General features: G+C 61.8%; 14 protein-coding genes. 8 read left to right on the forward strand and 6 right to left on the reverse strand.

Annotated elements, in window-relative coordinates:
* Positions 1-777: a CoA transferase subunit A gene (locus HCT51_RS06440; protein WP_166880492.1), complete on the reverse strand. Its 777-nt coding sequence runs from the start codon at positions 775-777 to the stop codon at positions 1-3.
* Between the two features lie 72 nt (positions 778-849).
* Between HCT51_RS06440 and HCT51_RS06445 the strand changes: the two genes are divergently transcribed.
* Positions 850-1,683 carry an IclR family transcriptional regulator gene (locus HCT51_RS06445; protein ID WP_191413805.1) on the forward strand — a complete coding sequence of 278 codons (834 nt, stop codon included), beginning with the start codon at positions 850-852 and terminating at the stop codon, positions 1,681-1,683.
* 201 nt (positions 1,684-1,884) lie between these two features.
* On the opposite strand, the gene HCT51_RS06450 is transcribed toward HCT51_RS06445, so the two are convergent.
* A complete protein-coding gene (locus HCT51_RS06450) occupies positions 1,885-3,351 on the reverse strand; it encodes an aldehyde dehydrogenase family protein (RefSeq protein WP_224760711.1) in 1,467 nt (488 codons plus the stop codon).
* Positions 3,352-3,379: 28 nt separating this feature from the next.
* Positions 3,380-4,165 (reverse strand): SDR family NAD(P)-dependent oxidoreductase, encoded by a 786-nt coding sequence (locus HCT51_RS06455; protein WP_224760712.1) that lies wholly within the window; start codon positions 4,163-4,165, stop codon positions 3,380-3,382.
* Positions 4,166-4,507: 342 nt separating this feature from the next.
* On the opposite strand from HCT51_RS06455, the gene HCT51_RS06460 reads away from it, so the two are divergent.
* A complete protein-coding gene (locus HCT51_RS06460; RefSeq protein WP_166880486.1) occupies positions 4,508-5,275 on the forward strand; it encodes an MBL fold metallo-hydrolase in 768 nt (255 codons plus the stop codon).
* 330 nt (positions 5,276-5,605) lie between these two features.
* On the opposite strand, the gene HCT51_RS06465 is transcribed toward HCT51_RS06460, so the two are convergent.
* On the reverse strand, positions 5,606-6,772 hold the full coding sequence (locus HCT51_RS06465) for an IS481 family transposase (protein ID WP_191413787.1): 1,167 nt from the start codon (positions 6,770-6,772) through the stop codon (positions 5,606-5,608).
* Between the two features lie 978 nt (positions 6,773-7,750).
* Here HCT51_RS06465 and HCT51_RS06470 point away from each other — a divergent pair.
* From HCT51_RS06470 to HCT51_RS06490, 5 genes are all read left to right on the forward strand, one after another.
* A complete protein-coding gene (locus tag HCT51_RS06470; protein ID WP_166880926.1) occupies positions 7,751-11,401 on the forward strand; it encodes a YobI family P-loop NTPase in 3,651 nt (1,216 codons plus the stop codon).
* A 376-nt stretch (positions 11,402-11,777) separates the two neighbouring features.
* Positions 11,778-12,128 carry a hypothetical protein gene (locus HCT51_RS06475; RefSeq protein WP_166880923.1) on the forward strand — a complete coding sequence of 117 codons (351 nt, stop codon included), beginning with the start codon at positions 11,778-11,780 and terminating at the stop codon, positions 12,126-12,128.
* Between the two features lie 433 nt (positions 12,129-12,561).
* Positions 12,562-13,014: a hypothetical protein gene (locus tag HCT51_RS06480; protein WP_166880921.1), complete on the forward strand. Its 453-nt coding sequence runs from the start codon at positions 12,562-12,564 to the stop codon at positions 13,012-13,014.
* 547 nt (positions 13,015-13,561) lie between these two features.
* Positions 13,562-14,248 (forward strand): hypothetical protein, encoded by a 687-nt coding sequence (locus tag HCT51_RS06485; RefSeq protein ID WP_166880919.1) that lies wholly within the window; start codon positions 13,562-13,564, stop codon positions 14,246-14,248.
* Between the two features lie 550 nt (positions 14,249-14,798).
* A complete protein-coding gene (locus tag HCT51_RS06490; protein ID WP_166880916.1) occupies positions 14,799-17,213 on the forward strand; it encodes a hypothetical protein in 2,415 nt (804 codons plus the stop codon).
* 338 nt (positions 17,214-17,551) lie between these two features.
* Here the strand turns inward: HCT51_RS06490 and HCT51_RS06495 are convergent, their stop codons facing one another.
* Positions 17,552-18,718 carry an IS481 family transposase gene (locus HCT51_RS06495; protein WP_191413787.1) on the reverse strand — a complete coding sequence of 389 codons (1,167 nt, stop codon included), beginning with the start codon at positions 18,716-18,718 and terminating at the stop codon, positions 17,552-17,554.
* 235 nt (positions 18,719-18,953) lie between these two features.
* Between HCT51_RS06495 and HCT51_RS06500 the strand changes: the two genes are divergently transcribed.
* The gene (locus tag HCT51_RS06500; protein ID WP_166872813.1) at positions 18,954-19,457 is read left to right on the forward strand and encodes a DUF1801 domain-containing protein; all 504 of its coding nucleotides are present in this window, start codon (positions 18,954-18,956) and stop codon (positions 19,455-19,457) included.
* A gap of 77 nt (positions 19,458-19,534) precedes the next feature.
* On the opposite strand, the gene HCT51_RS06505 is transcribed toward HCT51_RS06500, so the two are convergent.
* Positions 19,535-20,260 (reverse strand): NYN domain-containing protein, encoded by a 726-nt coding sequence (locus HCT51_RS06505; protein WP_166872807.1) that lies wholly within the window; start codon positions 20,258-20,260, stop codon positions 19,535-19,537.
* Positions 20,261-20,268 lie beyond the last annotated feature (8 nt).

Raw genomic sequence — 20,268 nt, forward strand, 5'->3', positions numbered from 1 at the left:
TCAGTTGCCTTCCGTTGAGCGAACTGTTCGACGTTCGATGCGCTTCTCGATGTCCGGACCGACGAGCACGACCCGGTGCACGAAAACGCCGGGCAGGTGAACGGCGTCCGGGTCGATCTCGCCGGGTTCGACGAGCTCTTCGACCTGAGCGATGCAGATCCGGCCGGCCATCGCCGCCAGCGGCGAGAAGTTCCGCGCCGACTTGTTGAAGACGAGGTTGCCGTGCCGGTCACCGCGTTCGGCATGGACGATCGCGAAATCGGTGGCAATGGCTTCCTCGAGCACGAAGGGCTTCTCCTCGCCGCGCACCGGGAAGTTGCGGACGTCCTTGGGTGGGGAGGCGATCGCGACGCCGCCTGAACGGTCGTAGCGACGAGGAAGTCCGCCCTCGGCGACCTGGGTGCCGACGCCGGTCTGGGTGAAGAAGGCGGCAATGCCTGAGCCGCCTGCCCGCAGTTTCTCGGCCAGTGTGCCTTGCGGGGTCAGTTCGACCTCGAGTTCACCGGAGAGGAACTGGCGTTCGAACTCCTTGTTCTCACCCACGTAGGACGAGGTCATTTTGCGGATCCGGCGGTTGGCCAGCAGCACACCGAGTCCCCAATCGTCGACGCCGCAGTTATTGCTGACGATCGACAGGTCGTCGCTGCCTTTCTCGAGCAACGCTTCGATCAAAGTCATCGGGTTGCCGCACAACCCGAAACCGCCGACGGCGATCGAGGACCCGCTCGCGATGTCCGCCACCGCCTCAGCCGCGCTGGCCACTGTCTTGTCCATCATCGAATGGTTGCTCCTTTGCTTCCTCACCGTCTATACCGTCGGCTTGCCTATCCTTGCCGGAGGTCGTGGAGGATGCACGCAAATGCTTGCAATGTGGATAGCTTGCCAAATAGAGTCCACAGCGTGGACAGACGACGCAGCGTGCCGGGAGCGCAGTCCATTGCCCGCGCCGCCGGGCTGCTTCGTGCTGTGACAGCGGCGGGAACCACCGGGGCGACAACGGTGCAGTTAGCTCGACACGGCGGGCTCACCCGGCCAACGGCCCATCGCTTGCTCACCGCGCTTCGCCACGAAGGTCTGGTTGATCAGGACGAGCGGACAGGGACCTGGATGCCCGGCCCCGAACTGTACCTAATGGGCACTGTTGCCGCGGCACGCTATGACATCACTGCACTCGCGGGAGACGTCGTGCGTTCTCTTGCCGTGCGGACAGAGGAGAGCGCGTTCTTGTCGGCGCGGCGAGGGGACGAGATGATCTGCCTGGTCCGAGAGGACGGCAGCTTCCCCATCCGGTCGTTCGTGCTCTCAGAGGGAGTTAGATTTCCGCTCGGCGTAGCCTCAGCGGGCCTCGCCGTCCTTGCGTTTCTTCCAGCTCATGATGTGGACGCATACTTTGAACGGCATCCCGAACTCAGTGCCGAATGGGGAGGCCAACACGCCGAGAACCGGCTACGCGAGCGACTCCAGGAGACTCAAGATCGTGGCTACTCGGTGAACCCCGGACTCATCGTTGAAGGCAGTCACGGACTCGGTGCTGCTGTCTTCACGAGGAACGGCAGCCCGGACTGGGCACTCAGCATCACGGGTGTGGAGTCCCGCTTCCGGGCGGACCGTTTGCCGATGCTTGGGAAGTTACTTCTAGCACACGCCCACACCTTGAGTTCGCGGATCGCGGCAGCGCGTTAGCTGCGATCGAGTCCCCACTTCCTTGGTAAAGGCGATGCCCGCTCGGTTGATCGCCGAGATCGGGAGACGGACGGCATCCACTTCGATCGCAAGGTTCCGCACTCCGTCAACGGCGGAAAACGCCTGCGCCGGGTGCAGTGCAACGAAGTGTCGACCGTGTGATCAACAGTCATCACACGGTCGGCACGTGTGGCCGTAGGCTCAGACCGTTCCGGCGCCCACATAGGTTGTCTTCACCGTGGTGTAGAACTCCCGTGCATAAGTGCCCTGCTCGCGCGTCCCAAACGAGCTGCGGGCTCGACCGCCGAACGGCACGTGGTAGTCGACGCCCGCCGTCGGAACGTTCACCATCACCATTCCTGCCTTGGATCTACGCTGGAAATCAGCCGCCTTGGCCAGTGAGGTCGTGACGATGCCGGACGAAAGGCCGAACTCGGTGTCGTTCGCGAGGGCCACTGCCTCGTCGTGGTCGCGGCTCTTCACAATCGACACGACGGGCCCGAACACTTCCTCGACGTTGATCCAGTCCGTCTGCTTCGTACCGACGACCGCGGCGGGGCGCATGTAGAAGCCGGGGCGGGGTGCCTCGACGAGCTCTCCGCCGATCACCTCACCCGCGTCCGCCTCGGCTCGCCGCAGCGCAGCCTGGTTCTGCTCGAGCTGTCGGGCATCGACGACCGGTCCCATCTGCGTGCGAGGATCACGGGCGTCGCCCACCACTACCTTCGACATCCGAGCCGCTAGGGCCTCCACGAATGCGTCGTGGATCCGCTCGTCGACGATGAAGCGCTCGGCGGCGGTGCATCGCTGACCGGTGGAGCCGAAGCTGCCGTCGACGGCGACCGAGACGGCGACGTCGAGGTCGGCGTCGTCGCTGATGATTAGAGGGTTCTTGCCGCCCATCTCCAGTTGCACGCGCGCCTGGTGGCTCTGCGCGGCCTCCAGCACGTGCGCGCCGGTCGCAACCGAGCCGGTGAACGACAGCGCCGACACGCGGGGGTCGCGCGCGATCGCATCACCCACCACGCTGCCTCGCCCCATCGTGAGGTTGAGAACCCCGTCGGGCAGTCCCGCGCGCACCAGGATGTCCACTAGGTGCCAGGCGCTGGCAGGGACGAGATCCGCCGGTTTGAAGACCACGGTGTTGCCATAGGCGAGGGCGGGGATGATCTTCCATGCCGGGATCGCGAGCGGGAAGTTCCAGGGCGTGATGACACCGACCACACCGACGGGTTCGCGGACGACGTCGATCTTCACACCGGGACGGATGGAGTGGACGACCTCACCAGCCGGCATGAGCGCCTGCGCCGCGTGGTAACGGATGATCCGTATGGTGCGATCGACCTCGCCGCGCGCCTCCGTGATCGTCTTGCCTTCTTCCCGAGCCAGCAAATCGGCGAGCTCTCCCTGCCGGGCGCGCATCTCGGACCCCGCGGTGTCGAGGATGTCGGCACGCTCCTGCCCGGTCGTGGTCGACCAGCCCTTGAAAGCCTCGGCCGCGGCGCCGATGGCGTCAGTGACTTGTCCCGCGTCGGCACGCGCGTAGTGACCGATGATGTCGTCGGTGTCCGACGGGTTGATGTTCGACGTCGAGTCGGAACCGTCGACCCAACGGCCGGCGATGTGGTTGCTGTGCATGGTCGTGGTCGTGGTCGTGGTCATGGTCATGGCTCAATCCTTCGTTTTTTGTGTCTAATCAGACCAGGGTCCGGCCGCCGTCGACGTAGACGACTTGGCCGGTGATGAAACCCGCTCGCGGCGAGAGCAGGAAGGAGACGAGGTCGGCCACCTCGTCGGGGGAGCCCAGGCGTCGGGCGGGGACCAGCGATTCCAACTGCGCGCGGTTGTCGTCCTTCCCGAGGTGGGCTGACGTGAGGGCGGTCTCGACGTAGCCGGGGGCGACCGCATTGGCCTGCACGCCGTGCGGAGCCCACTCGCGAGCCATTGACCGCATCAGCTGGTTGAGGCCGCCCTTGGACGCCGCGTAAACACTGTGGTTCGCGTGGGCGAGGAGACCTGCGACCGAGGAGAGGAAGACGAGGCGGCCGGAGCCTGCCTCGCACATCACTCGCCCGGCCGCCTGACCGGTCCAGAAAGCCGTGGACAGGTTGGTGTCGATGAGTCGCGCCCAATCGTCGTCATCCATGTCGAGAACCGGGCGGCGATCGTTGACGCCGACGGCGTGGACGAAGCCCTGCAAGCCTCCGAGGCGTCGGTGCGCCTCGTAAACTGCGCTCCGACCGTCAGCGGCAATCGCGAGGTCGACGTCGAGCTGCAACAGTTCGCCCGGCAGATCGGCCTGTTCCTCGGCCACCTGCTCCAGGCGTTCCGCGCTGCGGTCCAGCAAGGCGACACGCGCGCCGTTGCTTCGTAGGGCGTGTGCGATCGCCGCGCCGAGTCCCCCCGCACCCACGACCAGGATAGGTCTGTTCTCAAGTGCCAGCCATGAGGTGCTCGTCTGCGGCTCTGCGATGGTCGTCACGCGTGGTCCTCTTCTCTCGATGCCATCACTCGACGGCGGGACGTGCGAAAACGATATCCACAACATGAACCGAGGGGCCTCTCTCCTTTTGCAAAGACTGCCTCAGAACGTTGTACGAAACGCAATTGTGTAATGCACCGCGGATTGGTGTGGTGGGAGACAGGATCCGTTTTGGAGGCATCGCATGGCTGTTCGCAAGGCACGGGTGGCGCCGGGCAGCTTGAGGGGCGGCATGAAGATGCTGCGCAAGATCGTGCGCGGCGCAGCGTCCGACGAGGCGCCTGGTGAGAGTTCGGCGTGGTGACGGCATCCAGTCGGGTAACGAGCCTTATCACGCGCGTCGTGGCACCGAATCCCAGCTATTGGACGTTGGACGGTACCAATTCCTACGTCATACGCGGGCCTGGCGCGGCCGGATCAGTCGTTGTGGACCCAGGTCCGCACGGACCTGTCCATCGACGCGCGCTGCGCGCGGGTGGACCGGTCGAACTTATTCTGCTCACCCACCATCACCACGATCACAGTGAGGCCGCGCCTGCGCTGGCTTGGGAGACCGGCGCTCCGATCCGCGCGATGAGCGCCATGCACACACGCGCGGGAGAGGCGCTTTGTGACGGCGAAACGATCCGCGCCGGCGGCTGCGACATCCGTGTCATAGCGACACCCGGTCACACCGCTGACTCAGCCTGTTTCGTAGTCGAGGAGCGATCCCACGGCGGCGGTGCGGTCCTCACCGGGGACACCCTGCTCGGAACGGGCAGCACCGTTATCGACGAGACCGACGGGTCCCTGTCGGAGTACCTCCGATCACTCGCGCTGCTCGAAAGGGAGGGACATCGAATGGTTCTTCCCGGTCACGGGCCACTCACCCTCGATGTCGCCGATTTGGCGGCGTCGCAGATCCGGCATCGGATGGCGCGGCTCGCCGAGATGGAGCAAGCGCTCTGCGAGCTTGGCTTGCCGGCCCAGACGGATACTGCCACCATCGAATTGGTTGCATCTCGCCTGTACGGAGACCTGGTGCACGCACGGCGGGGAGCCGTCCTGATGATGACAGCCGCCTACCTGAAACATCTGAAAGCGCAGGGTCTGCTGTCTGCGCGCGCATAGCTGAATCGTGACCAGCCGCCATTTGTAGATTGCGTCGGGCCTCAGCGGCGCCCCTGACCGTTCACCGACTACCTCGCGAGGGACCTGCGTCGCGCATCGTCCACGGCACCGCCAAGATGCCCGGCGGTCAGCTCGTAGTTCGCGTAGTTGCAGCGAACCGCCCGGTTCTCTTGCAGACACAAGAGAATCCGCGAGTGCACGAAACATTCGGTGAGGTCAAGATTCACTCTGAGCCTTCAAGGGGTCGCAGGCTCAAATCCTGCCAGCCGTTACCGTGTCATGTCGCAGGACATCGTTCATAGATGTCGCAAGACATGGTTCACAAAACCCTCACTCTCCGGAGTGGGGGTTTTGTTGTTTCTGGGGTTGGTAGTCGCGGGTGGGGTCGAGGATCAGTTCGCGGAGCAGCTGTCCGGTTGTGGTGGCGATGACTCGGATGTGTCGGTCGTGGACGAGGACCTTGACGCGGGTGTGTTTGTGGGCGCGGCCGATTCCGATGTGGTGCAGCTTGGAGTTGTAACGCAGGGTGATTGAGCCGGTCGCGTCTACGCGGTCTTCGCGGATCCGCCAGTGCCCGTCGACGGTGCCGGAGGGGCCGGCTTTGCCGAGTGCGGCGTAGGCCTGGGCGGGTGTTTTCCGGTCCAGTGAGCGGTGCGGGCGCTGGGTGTTGTAGTAGTCCCGGAACTGGTCGAGGTGGTGTTGCAGCTCGGTGAGGGTGCTGGCGGGCGGCTGTTTGGCGAGCCAGTTCTTCATCGTCTGTTGGAACCGCTCGACCTTGCCCTGGGTTTGCGGGTGGTTGGGTCGGCCGTTCTTCTGGGTGATGCCGAGCAGGCGCAGGTCGTTCTCGAAGGCGTTCTTGCCGCCGCGGACGCGGGTGGTGAACACCAGCCCGTTGTCGGTCAGGGTGGAGGCGGGCGGCCCGTATTCTTCAACGTTTCGGCGGAAGTCGGCGACCACGATCTGGCCGGTGGTGACGCGGTTGGCGGTGACCGAGAGGGCGAGTCGGGAGTGGTCGTCGAGGAAGGTCAGGATCTCCACTCCGGTGGAGTCGGCCAGGTGCCAGTGGGTGAAGTCGGATTGCCAGGTCTCATTGGGCAGTTCGGCCTGGAACCGAGTGTATGAGGAGCGCGGGCGCTTCCGGGGTTGCGGAGTGATGAGGTCGTGGCGGTCCAGGATTCGCCAGATCGTGGCGACCGAGGGAACGGTGTCGAATCGGGTGCTCAGGTGGAAGTGGATGGTGTGTGGGCCGGCGTCATGGCCTTGCGCGGTGAGCTCCCGGCGCAGTCGGAGGATCTCCGCTTCGATCTCCGGCTTGGTCTTGGTTGGGCTCCTTTTGGGCCGGCGGGAGCGTGGCTCGATGGCGTCCCAGCCTCCCTCGAGGTATCGCCGCACCAGGGTGTGCACCCATCGGGAGGAGACGCCGTAGTCGCGGGCGACGTCGGCCTTTGACCGGCCCTCGAGAACGACACTGGTCACGATGATTCGGTTTTTCGTCACATCCGAGAAGTGTGAACGATGTCTTGAGACATAGATGAACTATGTCCTGAAACCAGGCACTGCCAGCCGTTACCGCAATGCCCGACCGACTATGTCGTCTCGGGCGTTATCTCTGAACAGCACGCTGGTCGCCCGGGCCAAGCCATGAGTTCGTGCCGAGGAGGGGACATACGAGGGGTTATCGGCACGAGGCGCTCACTCAGATGTCACCGGTCGGTGCACGAGAGCGTCTCCGGCCTCGCAGGATCAGGATGACCCGTGCGTGTGCACGAACGCGCGCGCGATATACGCGATGAGTTTTTGTGACGCCCTTTCAGCTGGCCGCAACGATGAGCAAGCCCACCAGAGGCCCGAACCACCAATGAGCCGCGAGGTTGACGAGGATGGCATTCCAGAGGATGCCGGGCGCGTCCCAGCGCCCTGCAGATCAGCTCCAACCAGTTGATCTCCAGATTCATCCTCCCGAGCGTCTTCTCGGAGCCTATAGGCGGTGTTCGACATCGACTTAGCTGCCGGTGAGGCGAATGGCGTGAAGCGGCGCAAAACTTGAAATACGTCAAGAAGTTTCTGCGAGGAGCGCGGGAATCGCTCAATTCCGATGCGACGAAGGGTGTAACCACCGTAGGGACCGGTAGTGACCGGCTGGGACCGAATGCTTCCGAGTCGGGGACAATCCTCGCGACGTTCTGGCCCGGGAGCCGCGGAGCTGCGAAGTACGGTGACGAACCTAGGGAACGATTGGCATCCCTCCGGGAGAACGTCACCGAAACGACGGAGAATCACGTTTGTCGCACGTCTCCGATAGTCTTCCGACGTGATTGACGCGGGGTGGTGGAACTGGGCAGGGACACCACTGCTGACCAGACGGCATGGTGGGCCTTCTCGGCGTCTGCGGCAAACGCAGCCATCGCAGCGTTCGCTGTTTTTCCCTGCGTTGAAGCGAGGAGCCGCGAATGAGTACATCGGTGGGAGCTCGACATGAAGGGTGAGGAGCCCGGGGACACCTCGGAGAAGTGGAATCTCATTCCACTGACCCCCGAATACCTCGAGGCGGAGCACTCGGGATATGCCGACGCGATCATCACAGCTCTGGACAATCCAACGATCCACAATATCGCCCTTTCCGGCAACTTCGGGGTCGGCAAGAGCAGCATCTTGCAGCGCGTCTCCGTGTTGAAGAAGGACAAGGTCGTTGAGCTGTCGCTCTCGACGCTGGCGCCGATAGAAGCGTCGATGCTCGATGAGTCGGTGCCGGTGCAGGCTACGACGCCGACGAACCGCATCCAGCAGGAGATCGTCAAACAGCTTCTGTACCGAGAAGAACCGGACAAGGCTCCGGGTTCGCGATTCCGACGCATCGAGCGCTTCAAGTGGAAGCGCGAGCTCGCGCTGGCTTTTCTACTGGGGTTAGTCGTCACCCTCGTGTTCATGGTCGCGGGATGGGCGACGACGATCGCGACAGTGCTCACTCCGCTCTGGAACCCAGAGCTTTGGATATACCCGATCCTGCTCGCATTGGTCACCGGCGGCGCGTTCTTGGTCGGACAAATGCTGCATGGCAGGTTGCAGATTAGGCAACTCTCCGCCGGGCCGGCGGCAGTCACGCTCGATGAGAAGTCGGTGTCCTACTTCGACCAGTATCTCGACGAGATCGTCTATTTCTTCGAGACTTCGGATCAAGACATCGTCATTTTCGAGGACATCGATCGATTCAACGACTCGCACATATTCGAGACTCTGCGGTCGCTGAATACGCTGCTGAATGCGTCACCCCAAATCAACCGTTCGATCCGGTTTGTGTACGCCATCAAGGACAGCATCTTCGACCGAATCGGTCTGGAGTTGGAGGGGCGAAAGACGGACGCGACGGCGCCTGTCATCGCTGATCCGGCGCAGGCAGAGATCTTGCGAGCCAATCGCACCAAGTTCTTCGACCTGGTTATTCCCGTCGTGCCTTTCATTACTCACCGCAGCGCTCGCAACCTGACCGCCCAGATCCTTCGTGACATTGAGCACGACGTATCGAACGACTTGATCGATCTCGCAGGGCGGTTCGTTCCGGACATGCGCTTGCTGAAGAATGTGCGCAACGAGTTCATCGTCTTTCGAAGCCGTATCTTCTCGGGTGATGGCGAGAAGCTCAGGCTCACCGAGACTGACCTCTTCGCGATGATGCTGTATAAGAGCACTCACCTTTCCGACTTCGAGGCGATCCGCCTCGGACAGAGCAGGCTCGATGTGCTGTATGCGCGCAGCCGCGAACTCGTCACCGCGAATATTCGCCGCCTTGAACAAGAGATTCGAGCGGCTGAACTCAATCACACGCGAACCGCCGGGGCTCGCGTGCGCGCCCAGCGCCTGGGCGATGCACTGCTTGCTCATATCAGTGCGACCGCCCGCACGGTGGGTTTCTCCCAAAATAATGAGCACTACGCGTTCAACGGGACCTCGAAGTCCGTGGATGACTTGACGTCCGTTGCTTTTTGGAAACAGGTCGCCGAGGCGCCGGACAGCGTGACAATCACCTGGCGCAATCACAATTACAGCGGTCAGGCGATGTCCTTCACTCGAGCTTCCCTCCAGAAGGCGCTCGACGACCGCCTATCAGCAGACGAGTGGACCGAGGCCGACCGCAAGACGCACGAAGCGGCACTGACTGAGAAGCGCGAACAGCTCAAGCTGCTCCACGGTGCGGACATGGGCACGCTCATGAGGCATCCCGAGTTCCTCGTCGAACACGACGAGGTCGAGCAACCGCTGGAGTCTGTGGCCGAGACGCTGTTATCCCGTGGCCTCGCGTTCAGCCTCATCCGTGCGGGCTACATCAACCGTAACTTCACGCTGTACACCTCGACGTTCCACGGTGACCGGGTGAGCCCTGCGGCGACGAACTTCATCATTCATCATGTCGAGCGCGACCTCATGGACGAGCAGTTCGCGCTGTCGGAGGACGATGTCGACGCAGTAATCCGGGAGCGCGGCGCCCAGTCGCTCGGTGAGCCGGCACTCTTCAACATCGCGATCCTCGACCGAGTGCTGAAGACTAACGCGGGTCAGGCAGACATCATGATCACCTCGCTCGCGCGCTTCGACGAGGATGCCAGGCGGTTCCTGCAGGCGTACCTCGCCAGTGGTATGCAGCGAGCACTCTTTGCCCGCCGACTCGCGATGCGCTCCCGCAGAGTACTCAGCTATCTCGGCAACGAGGCTGAACTTGACGAGGAGACACGCATCGAGCTTCTCGGCGAGGCACTCCGCGGATTGGTCGACGGACGAAAGTACGAGCTCGACGAGGCATCGGCGGCGTTCCTCCGAAACCATCATGCCGCGTTTGGCGTACTCAAAGAGCGACTGACTCTAGCGGCCGCGAACCGCGTGGCGCAGGTCTTCCAGACCGCAGCAGCCAAGGTCGCTGACTTGTCGCCGCTCGGGAAGGCGGTGCAGAAGGCTTTCGTTGCCCGAGACCTGTACGAACTAAGTGGAACCAACCTCGAAGTCGCGCTCGGCGCTGATGTTAGCCTCGCGTTGGACTCGATGCGGGACGCCGACAACAACGTGTACAACTATGTCCTCTCGGACCTCGGCAGCTACCTGGCGGCGGTCGGGGCCGAGGCAACAACCAACGACGACGAGAACGGATTCGCACAGACCGTTGAGGATGTTCTTGAGTCGGATGGCGACTACCTCGAGGAGATCGTGTCGAAGGCGTCCAACGCCAGTCGGATCCCCGATATAGCAAAGGTGCCCGAGGGTAGTTGGCCGATGCTAGCGCGCCACACGCGCTTTCCTTCAACGTTCGGGAACGTGGCGACGTACATCGAGAAAGTAGGCTCGCTCGACTCCGATCTCGCCGAGGTATTGGCTCGCGATTCGAAGATCACAACCGGAGACTCGCGCGAACAGCCTGAGCGCGTTCGACTTGCACTCGTCATCCTCGAAGCTCGAACCGTCCTCTCGTCGAAGCTTCGCGCCGAACTCGTGAAGAGTCTCGGCGTCACCTCCTACATAGATGTCGACTCGATTACTCCGGAGCACGGCGACCTGTTCCTACACCTGCTTCGCCTCGGCATCATCGAAGACGGAGCGGCGACCTTCGCGCGCGTTGAAAACACGAACTGGAACACCCGTCAGAACGTGCTCAAAGCCTCCAGCGGCGCGGCCAACCTCATCACGCCAATTTTCGTCGGCAACGATTTAGCCGCTCTGCTTCTCAGCTCCGACGTGGACTGGTCAGTCAAGGACGTGATCATCACCCGCGCTGTGGAGTTCGCGCCTACAGCCGACCGTGCCGGTCTGGCGGAGTTGGCCAACCTTGCAATCACGAACGGCAAGGTTGTCGGAGTGGATGTCATTGAGCGCATGGCGGCAACAGGTGTCGACTGGCGCGGCGTCGCCCCACTCTTGACGTCACACTTGCTAAATCTGTCTGATGAACGGCTGTTCGACATTCTTCGTTCGCTCGGAGGGTCTTACAAGCAGCTGACCTACGTTGGCTGGGATAAGCCGTCCGTGCAGAATACGCCGGCCGTCCTCGCCCTGCTCGACGACCTCGAACGGCGAGGGATCGTGAACACGTTCAGTCGCACGGATGACCCGATCAAGGTGAACAAGAAGCACAAGGTGAAGTGATCGTCCCTCGCGCTCACCTGCACAGAGCGCATGGGCGTGCGGGGCGCTTCTTCCTCTTGGCGGCCAGTGTCGGATAGTTGCTCGCGGCCTCTGCTGCAACGGCGGCCGCATCGCTGCTACGGCTCGCAGCCACCGTAGGAGCATGTTGAAGTCGGACGCTCCCGAGTCGGGGACATTCACCGGCATTCACCGCACCGCTCGATTCGATAGTCACGCGGCAGCTTTTAAACTCAGACCATCCGCCACTCGGCACCCTCGGATACAGAGCGCTAACAAGAGGGACAGGCACTCCGGCAACGGCATCCCTCGGACTGGGGTGCTGCAGTCGTCCATCATATGTCGCTGAATGTCGGCGCACGCCGCCAACATGAGTTGCATGGACCTATTCGTCGCCGTGGCTGCATTGTTGACCGCTACGGGAACAATCTGGCAGATGGTAACCTCTGCCAGATCCTCCTTGACCGCGATGAGTGGGTTCCTCGCTGATTACAACGAGCTTGCGCGGCGGGAGAGCAAGTCGGTGTTGGCGGAGGTGCCCTGGTGGAACCGTGTAGAGCGTCGTCGCCGACTGAAGACCATGAGTAAAGAGCTGCTCCAAGTACTCAGCAAGGCGGAGCTTCAGCTCTCAGATGCATATGACAGAGCGGCCTCTGGGTGGGCGCTGCTGTCGGTCGGGGCCCTGACTGGCGCATACATTGCGATCGTTGAGCTTCTTACCGTCACTTAGGTCGGGCGAATTGTGCGGGCGGCTGATCCGTCCGGCGGGGCAACGGGTGCTCACAAAGATGTTCGTCCGTTCTCAGGTGTTTGACCTTCTTGGTCCGGGACGGGATAGCCGGTTTGGCGCCGGCTGGGGAGGCGCTGTTGGCGACTGGTGGCGCTTTTTGAAGTCGTTGCGTTTGAACAAGACGTTAAGAGCAGAGGCGAGGCGGCGCAATGCCAACTGACGCTCAGACGACTCCGTCTACCTTGCCACTACTCGATGTCTCCTTCGCCTTTTCTCAGGTTCCGCTGTTGTCTTCTGGGCAGTTTCGAGATGAGGCCAGGAGCAAGTGGGATCAGCGCGTATCCATTGATGATCTGGAGCAGCTTCACCAGCTCCGGCTACTCGTCCCGCTCTATCGAGCAGATGATGACACCTCCGCGAGCTACGCGAGATCGTGCGTCAAGAAGTCGCTGCGCAAGGGGGCACGCTCACCGAGCATGAACTCGAAATTCTCATACAGCTGCATATCTGGGGAGACCAAAAGTACGAGCTCGCGAACTTCACCGACGAAGAACTTGAGACAGCGATCAGGGCGGTGTTTCGAGCGAACCCCGACGCGGAATGTTCCGAGGCGGACTGGTCGCCTCGATTGCGCACAGACATCGAGTACGCCCGGGAACGAAAGCTCGACATCAAAGTGGTCTTCGACCGCATCCAGCAGCAAGTCAGCAAGGTCGAACTCGCCGAGGCACTCATGCCCGTCCTGCTCGCCAAGCTCGAACACGAGGACGCTCCGGATCACGCCCACCCACCGGTCCTCGATCTTGTCTATGACCTCGTCACCCTCGTGAACCGACTCTCCGGTGGCGGATACAGCCTCGAGACGCCCGTCACGGCGCCCGGCTAGCAATCGATCATGACGAGAGGTCGATCGCGAGCCGTAGCGCGAGTCACTGCGACAAGCGGACGCCTCGGTCACAGGATTGCTCGATGGTGCTCTTTTAGAAGACGAACGATAACCCAGCACCGCGACTGAAAGATGGGCGTGAGGCTGTTCCTGGAGACAGATCGCTGATCTGCGCGACTGCAGCAAGGACCCAGCCTCTCGGAGTCGGTCCGAGCTGCTTGGCATCGCGCCCTTGCTTCGGAAACTGCTCACTGATCGCGGTGACCCCTTGCTCGGAGACGTCAGGCGAGCACGACACGAAATCACACCGCGACTCTGGATTCGGTCGTTCCATGCGCCTGACAGCGCAGACGAGTCGCTCCACTACCTGATTCGCGAGTGATGGGCGGCAGGAGTCGGCAGCAAGCTAGTCTGCTAGGCCCGACTTGCTCGCTCCCTATCCACGCCTACCCTTACTTTGTGAGGCGTTGGTAAACTGAGCTTGTCTTCGCATCCGAGGACGAGGTGACGGGCGCCACTTGAGCCCTTTGCGGTTCAGGGGGAAGATTTGTCGGAGCACGGCGACTTAGCACATCGGCTTGAAGTTGCTGTCGACTCGAATGAAAAGTACCGGTCGCGCGCACGGGCGGTCGCCACGTTGTGTGCGGCCGCAGCTGGTGCGCTGGCCGCGGGACTCATCCTTGCTCCGGCGGAGGCAATTCCTAAACCGGCGCAAGTTCTCGGGCTGATTGCCATCACACTCCTGATTTTCGCAACGGCCTTCAGCCTGGCTGCTAGTTCAGCTAGTTCCTACCAAGCTGGCGACAAAGCGTCAGCAAACTTCCTGCACGCACTTGAGGTGTGGAGAATACGCACCAAGTCGCCACGAGATCGCGATCTTCCTCTAACGTACGACGACCTCATCGAGGATGCCGCAGCCATCAAGAACGGGATAATTCGAACGCTTAGTTGGGGCCTCTGGTCTGGCTCGTTTGCGGCGATTGTCTTGGTCGCAGCTTTGATCGTTGCCACCTTCCTGAGCGATTCGAGCAGACTAGTAACGCTCGAACTTGAGACGTCTCGGGATCTCGCTAGCTGCCCCGGCCTTGGACGAATTTTCACGGGCGAGGTTCGGGACCGCGATCGAACGTCGAGCGTCGCGCTGCTGCCGGTTATTGTTTCAGCCGCCGAGTGCGGAAACTCTGCTGGAGCGACCCTCTACCTCGATAAGTCCTCCGTGGCGATTGGGGGGTGAGGCCGCCGATGAGTTCTGCCGCCATCGTGCTCGACACTCATTTCCTCGCGCAAGTCGAAGACACTGCCAGGTGGGAGGAACGTTTCGACCTCCTGGTGCGCGAACTCTGCGAAGAGTATGGCCCTTACTTTCTATGGTCCGGTAACACCACTGCTGATGTAGATATTGTCTTTGTTCTTTACCCTCCCGGTCATCATCAACGTATGGTCACAGACCGAGCCCTTGAGAACTACGTCTCAAGCAATGCTGGACGGTTAGCTCATGTCTACGTCATCGTGATTGGTCGAAACTCCAAGAACGCGAAGGTACAGGCTTCTGACGTCGTTGACATTGTGAATGTTCAGTGCATCCCATGCGGGGTGAAGGCGGCCTCTCTTCGAGTGCTGCGTCCGGAGGATCTTGACGACGAGGTGCGCAAGACTCTCGTCCGCCTCCATACGCGTCGGCAAGGAGTAACTCCGCGACCTCCAGATGACTTGCCACTCGCAGAGAGTTCAGATGTGACAAACCCCGGCTATTCTCCCCGCCCTCCTTACGAAAGCAGCGACCTATGATCTCGTCAGAAAACTGGGAGGTTGAGTGGCTCGTTGCGGCGCTCGCACCGTGGACCGTCTCACCGCACCCGAACTTTCGAGATGACGAGGTTTCCGGGGCCGCGGCACTCGCTCTTGTTACTGAGATGAGAGACCGAAGCGAGGGATACAACATTCAGCCGGAAGCGAGTTCGATCTCAAACTGGAGAGACTTGCTCGTTGCCAGTGCTCGGGGCTCGTTAGGCGTCGATACGCAGGCGGCGTCGGCGGACAGACTGCTGGAGCTCTCTGAAGCGCGGGATTTGCCACCAGGGGCTCGCGCGGCCGCCGTCTTGTTTGGAAGCGTGGCGCTGTGTGAGTTGGAGAAACATAGCGAAGCGGTGAATGCACTTGCTGCTCTCGTGGAAGAGCTTGGCGGTGCTGATGGCGATCCGTCCGAGTACACGGCAAGCCAGCGCCTCATTATCGCCTCCGTCTTCATGCAGTTAAGCGCTCGACTTACAGAGAGCTGCAAGTTTGAGGAAGCACGAGATCGAGTCCGGCAGACGATCGAGTGGCTTCCGACGTTGAAGGACTCGAGCCTGCAAGAGTTTGCAGTCTCAGGTGGAATCAGCTGGGGCGCCTCTACCGTGCAGCGAGACCTCGTGCGCTCGGTCGGCAGCCATGCTCTGTCACTCAAGTCGAATCTTGAGCAAATCGGAGGCCACACCTGGGTCCGCGTCGTGCGTGGACGCACGAGCTGGATCGATATGCGGATGCATCTCCGTTCTGCTGATCGTGACGAGATCGTGCTGAGGGACGCATTCGAACGACGAGTTGAAGCCGACTCCAACACACGGCACTTTGGACGGATCGCTGCCGACGGTGCTGGCTATCGATCGCTGACCCTCGCTGAGCTCTCAGGGCACCTGGGCTTCATGCGTGGGGAGCGCGAGAAGCTTGGGAAGGTGCTCATTCTTGAGCGGGGCGATAGCCCAGAGCGTGTACGCGAGGCGGTGCGTCTCCTTCGTCAGGGTCGAGCGACGAAGGCTCTGCAAGCCGCGATCACGTGGATCCGGGCGCAAGGACCATCGATTTCCCTCGTGGACGACGCTCTGATCGTCACGAACCGGGTCAATAGCGCTAGATGGTGCACCGAACAGGATCTACTCGTCCTCGAGGGTGCGTCTGACTTCCTTTCTCCACAGCAGAAGGACCAAGCAATCTCAGCGGCATTGCTTTTCGCGGACACGCCGCAACTGCAAAGGCAGATGAGTTGGAGCTCATGGGAGCGGCTTTGGAAGACAATATCCAGGCTTGTTCCCGCCAGCACCCGCCACAACGAGATCGCTTCCCTGGCCTATCGTTACATCGCTAACCAAGCATCGCTCAGCCAGCCGATCGCGAACACCCTCGCGCGACTCGTGTCCTCCTTGGATTGGCAGGAGGTTGAGTCTGAAGTGACCGGTCAGTGGTCGCACTTGGCGGAGGCTATCGAGCGCGATTTCGAGACGAGCGTACTCCTGGACGCTGTTGACGAGAACGTTCGCGGTGCTGTCCGACCGATACCGGCTGACCTAGGCGTCGAGAGGGCCGCACACCTTGCTGACGAAGGCCTTCCCGACGACGAAGCCGGAGATACGATTCCCGCGCTCGCAAGCTACCTCGGCACTCTCCTGCGGCAGGAAGCAGAGCACGCTTCCAACGGCATGATGTCTGTAGGCGGCTATCAGAACGCTAACGTCGCCGTTGCGTTCGCACTACGTTTCCCGAGCGATCATCTGTGGGACGAAATTTTGCGTCACCTTCTGAATAGCAAAGTGGACGCTGGCCTGAAGGACCTCGCGGTTGAGCGTCTCGCAGAGAATGTCACACGGCTACCCTCGGCTGTCGCTACGAAGTTGCGTGAGGACATCCACCTACTGATCGCTTCGGAACGCCGCGAAGGCATGTTCACACAGTCCGAATCGGAGGTCTTCGGTGAAGCCGTTCGCTTGTCGGCCGCGCTTGGTGCGGCTCCGAGGAGCGACCTCCTTGAGACAGTGCTTCGCCTTGCCACAGCAGGCGTCAAGGACCGAATTCAGGCGGCCAAGACAATCCCGTTGAGCATCTCTGAAGCCGACGCCACTTGGGGGCACGTTCTCCTCCTTCAGCTCTCTCACGACCCTGACCCGTCCGTACGTGCAGCTGCCGGCCACGCGCTGGTCCGATCTCTCTCGACATCGAGTGAACTCACAGACGCTGTCTATTCGCGAATCGTCAACCTGCTGAAGAGCGACGGGATCAAGGTTCCCTTGGCTGTGCTTCATGCCGTGCAACGAAGCGCACGATTGCTCAACAATGAACTGGAGCCGTTGGTCGCTCAGATCAACGTTCTGGCTTCTTCCGAGGGGAACTACGTCACCCAAGGTGCAGCCAGAATCTGCCTAGAGATGCTCTCGAACCCGACGTAATACCTCGGCTTCCGGCTTCGACGCCTTGCCGCGAGCATCACACTAACTTCGCGCGAGTCAGGCCGGGCATAACTGCTGACGAAATACCCACATCCCACCATCCAAAACCCACCTCAATCACCCGCCACGGACCGCTGCCGACCGGCTACACTCGGACCAAGCGAACCGCCCGGTTCCATGTAAACACAAGGGAATCCGTGAGTTCCCGAGACGACCGGCGGAGACCGGAAATCGACCGGATCCTCCAGGGGGTCGCAGGTTCAAATCCTGTCAGCCCGACCAATGTCATGTCGCAGGACATCGTTCATAGATGTCGCAAGACATGGTTCACAAAACCCTCACTCTCCGGAGTGGGGGTTTTGTTGTTTCTGGGGTTGGTAGTCGCGGGTGGGGTCGAGGATCAGTTCGCGGAGCAGCTGTCCGGTTGTGGTGGCGATGACTCGGATGTGTCGGTCGTGGACGAGGACCTTGACGCGGGTGTGTTTGTGGGCGCGGCCGATTCCGATGTGGTGCAGCTTGGAGTTGTAACGCAGGGTGATTGAGCCGGTCGCGTCTACGCGGTCTTCGCGGATCCGCCAGTGCCCGTCGACGGTGCCGGAGGGGCCGGCTTTGCCGAGTGCGGCGTAGGCCTGGGCGGGTGTTTTCCGGTCCAGTGAGCGGTGCGGGCGCTGGGTGTTGTAGTAGTCCCGGAACTGGTCGAGGTGGTGTTGCAGCTCGGTGAGGGTGCTGGCGGGCGGCTGTTTGGCGAGCCAGTTCTTCATCGTCTGTTGGAACCGCTCGACCTTGCCCTGGGTTTGCGGGTGGTTGGGTCGGCCGTTCTTCTGGGTGATGCCGAGCAGGCGCAGGTCGTTCTCGAAGGCGTTCTTGCCGCCGCGGACGCGGGTGGTGAACACCAGCCCGTTGTCGGTCAGGGTGGAGGCGGGCGGCCCGTATTCTTCAACGTTTCGGCGGAAGTCGGCGACCACGATCTGGCCGGTGGTGACGCGGTTGGCGGTGACCGAGAGGGCGAGTCGGGAGTGGTCGTCGAGGAAGGTCAGGATCTCCACTCCGGTGGAGTCGGCCAGGTGCCAGTGGGTGAAGTCGGATTGCCAGGTCTCATTGGGCAGTTCGGCCTGGAACCGAGTGTATGAGGAGCGCGGGCGCTTCCGGGGTTGCGGAGTGATGAGGTCGTGGCGGTCCAGGATTCGCCAGATCGTGGCGACCGAGGGAACGGTGTCGAATCGGGTGCTCAGGTGGAAGTGGATGGTGTGTGGGCCGGCGTCATGGCCTTGCGCGGTGAGCTCCCGGCGCAGTCGGAGGATCTCCGCTTCGATCTCCGGCTTGGTCTTGGTTGGGCTCCTTTTGGGCCGGCGGGAGCGTGGCTCGATGGCGTCCCAGCCTCCCTCGAGGTATCGCCGCACCAGGGTGTGCACCCATCGGGAGGAGACGCCGTAGTCGCGGGCGACGTCGGCCTTTGACCGGCCCTCGAGAACGACACTGGTCACGATGATTCGGTTTTTCGTCACATCCGAGAAGTGTGAACGATGTCTTGAGACATAGATGAACTATGTCCTGAAACCAGGCACTGTCAGCCCGACCAATGGGTTGTTCTAAGTACTGGTCTAAGAACTCCCGAAACGAAAACGCTCCTGAGGAAACTCGGGAGCGTTTCGTCGTTTGCGGGGTTCCGAAGGGGGGATCAGTGCCAGCAGGCCGGTCGTCGCACATGCTCTCGCGACCAGCGAGGACTAAAATGTCGCCGTGGACAGCAGGGAGATCGGCAAGAGCGAAGTCCAGAAACCGGCCACGCGCTCCGCGGCACCCGGCGACGCGGCCTGGGCGCTGCCGGAAGCCATGACAGGCAGGGCAAGCCCCGCGAAAGCGGCGGTCGGCGACAAGCCGGTCTTCGCATACATCGCCAGCCTGCCGCAGCCGCAACGCGGCATCGCCGAAGCGGTGGATGCGCTGGCAGCCAAGACGCTGCCCGATCTCCAGCGATCCGTGAAGTGGGGCATGGCGTACTACGGAGTCGGCGACGGGTGGTGCTTCAGCTGCGGCGGCTTCGCCGGCCACGTCAAGCTCATGTTCGTCAATGGCACAGCGCTCGAGCCGGTACCGCCGGTGACGCCGGTGGGGATGGGCAAGTCGACGCGGGGCGTGGAGCTCGAGTCCGTGGACGACCTCGACGAACGCCAGATCGCGGTATGGATGACACAAGTCACGTCCGTACCAGGTATCGGGGCAAGAAACGTGAGTAACCGCTGAAACGTGTGCAGTCGTCATTAGCCCGCGAGAAGGAGGATCGACTGTAGCTCTCCTGCTCGCCCCGGTTGCGACCATGATCAGTCGCCGTTCTTCTTTCTGTTCTGTACCTGCAACCCCCCGGCGGGGCGGGTCTCGATGAGGAAGAGTTCCGTCGCTCGAACCAGGTCGGAGAGTTTTTCGAACCCCCAGTTTCGTGAGTCGAAGTCGGGATGTTGCTTCCGCATCAGCTGGCCCACAGCAGAAAGGTTCGCCCATCCGTCTTCTCCCGATGCGGTGGTGACACTCGTCCGCAGCCCGGCGACAAGTCTGGTGTCGCTACGCAGTTTCGGGGGCAGAACGCGCGTAAGCGCTGCAGAGGTGCTCTCCGCTGCCGGCTCGTCGAGCACGTCGAGGTATGTGAATCGATCGCACGCGTTGCGGAACGCTTCGGGCGTCTTCCGCTCTCCGAACCCATAGACGGTGACGCCTTCCTCGCGAATGCGGGATGCCAGACGGGTGAAGTCACTGTCGGATGACACGATGCAGAACCCGTGGAATCGACGCGTGTAGAGGGCATCGATGATCAGTGCGCTGTCGGTCGCGTTCTTGCCGATCGTGTTGGCAAATTGCTGCATCGGCTGAATCACGTGCTCGCTCGCAACAGGTTTCCAACTGCCCAAGTTCGGCTTGGTCCAGTCGCCGTAGACCCGCTTGACCGAGGCAGTGCCGAATCGTGCGACCTCGGCAAGGACTGCACCGATCTTTGATGGCGGCACATTGTCAGCGTCGACAAGGACGGCGAGGAGGTCGTTCGGCTGCGCCATGCGACAAG

The organism is Salinibacterium sp. ZJ450 (assembly GCF_011751885.2).
Lineage (GTDB): Bacteria > Actinomycetota > Actinomycetes > Actinomycetales > Microbacteriaceae > Ruicaihuangia.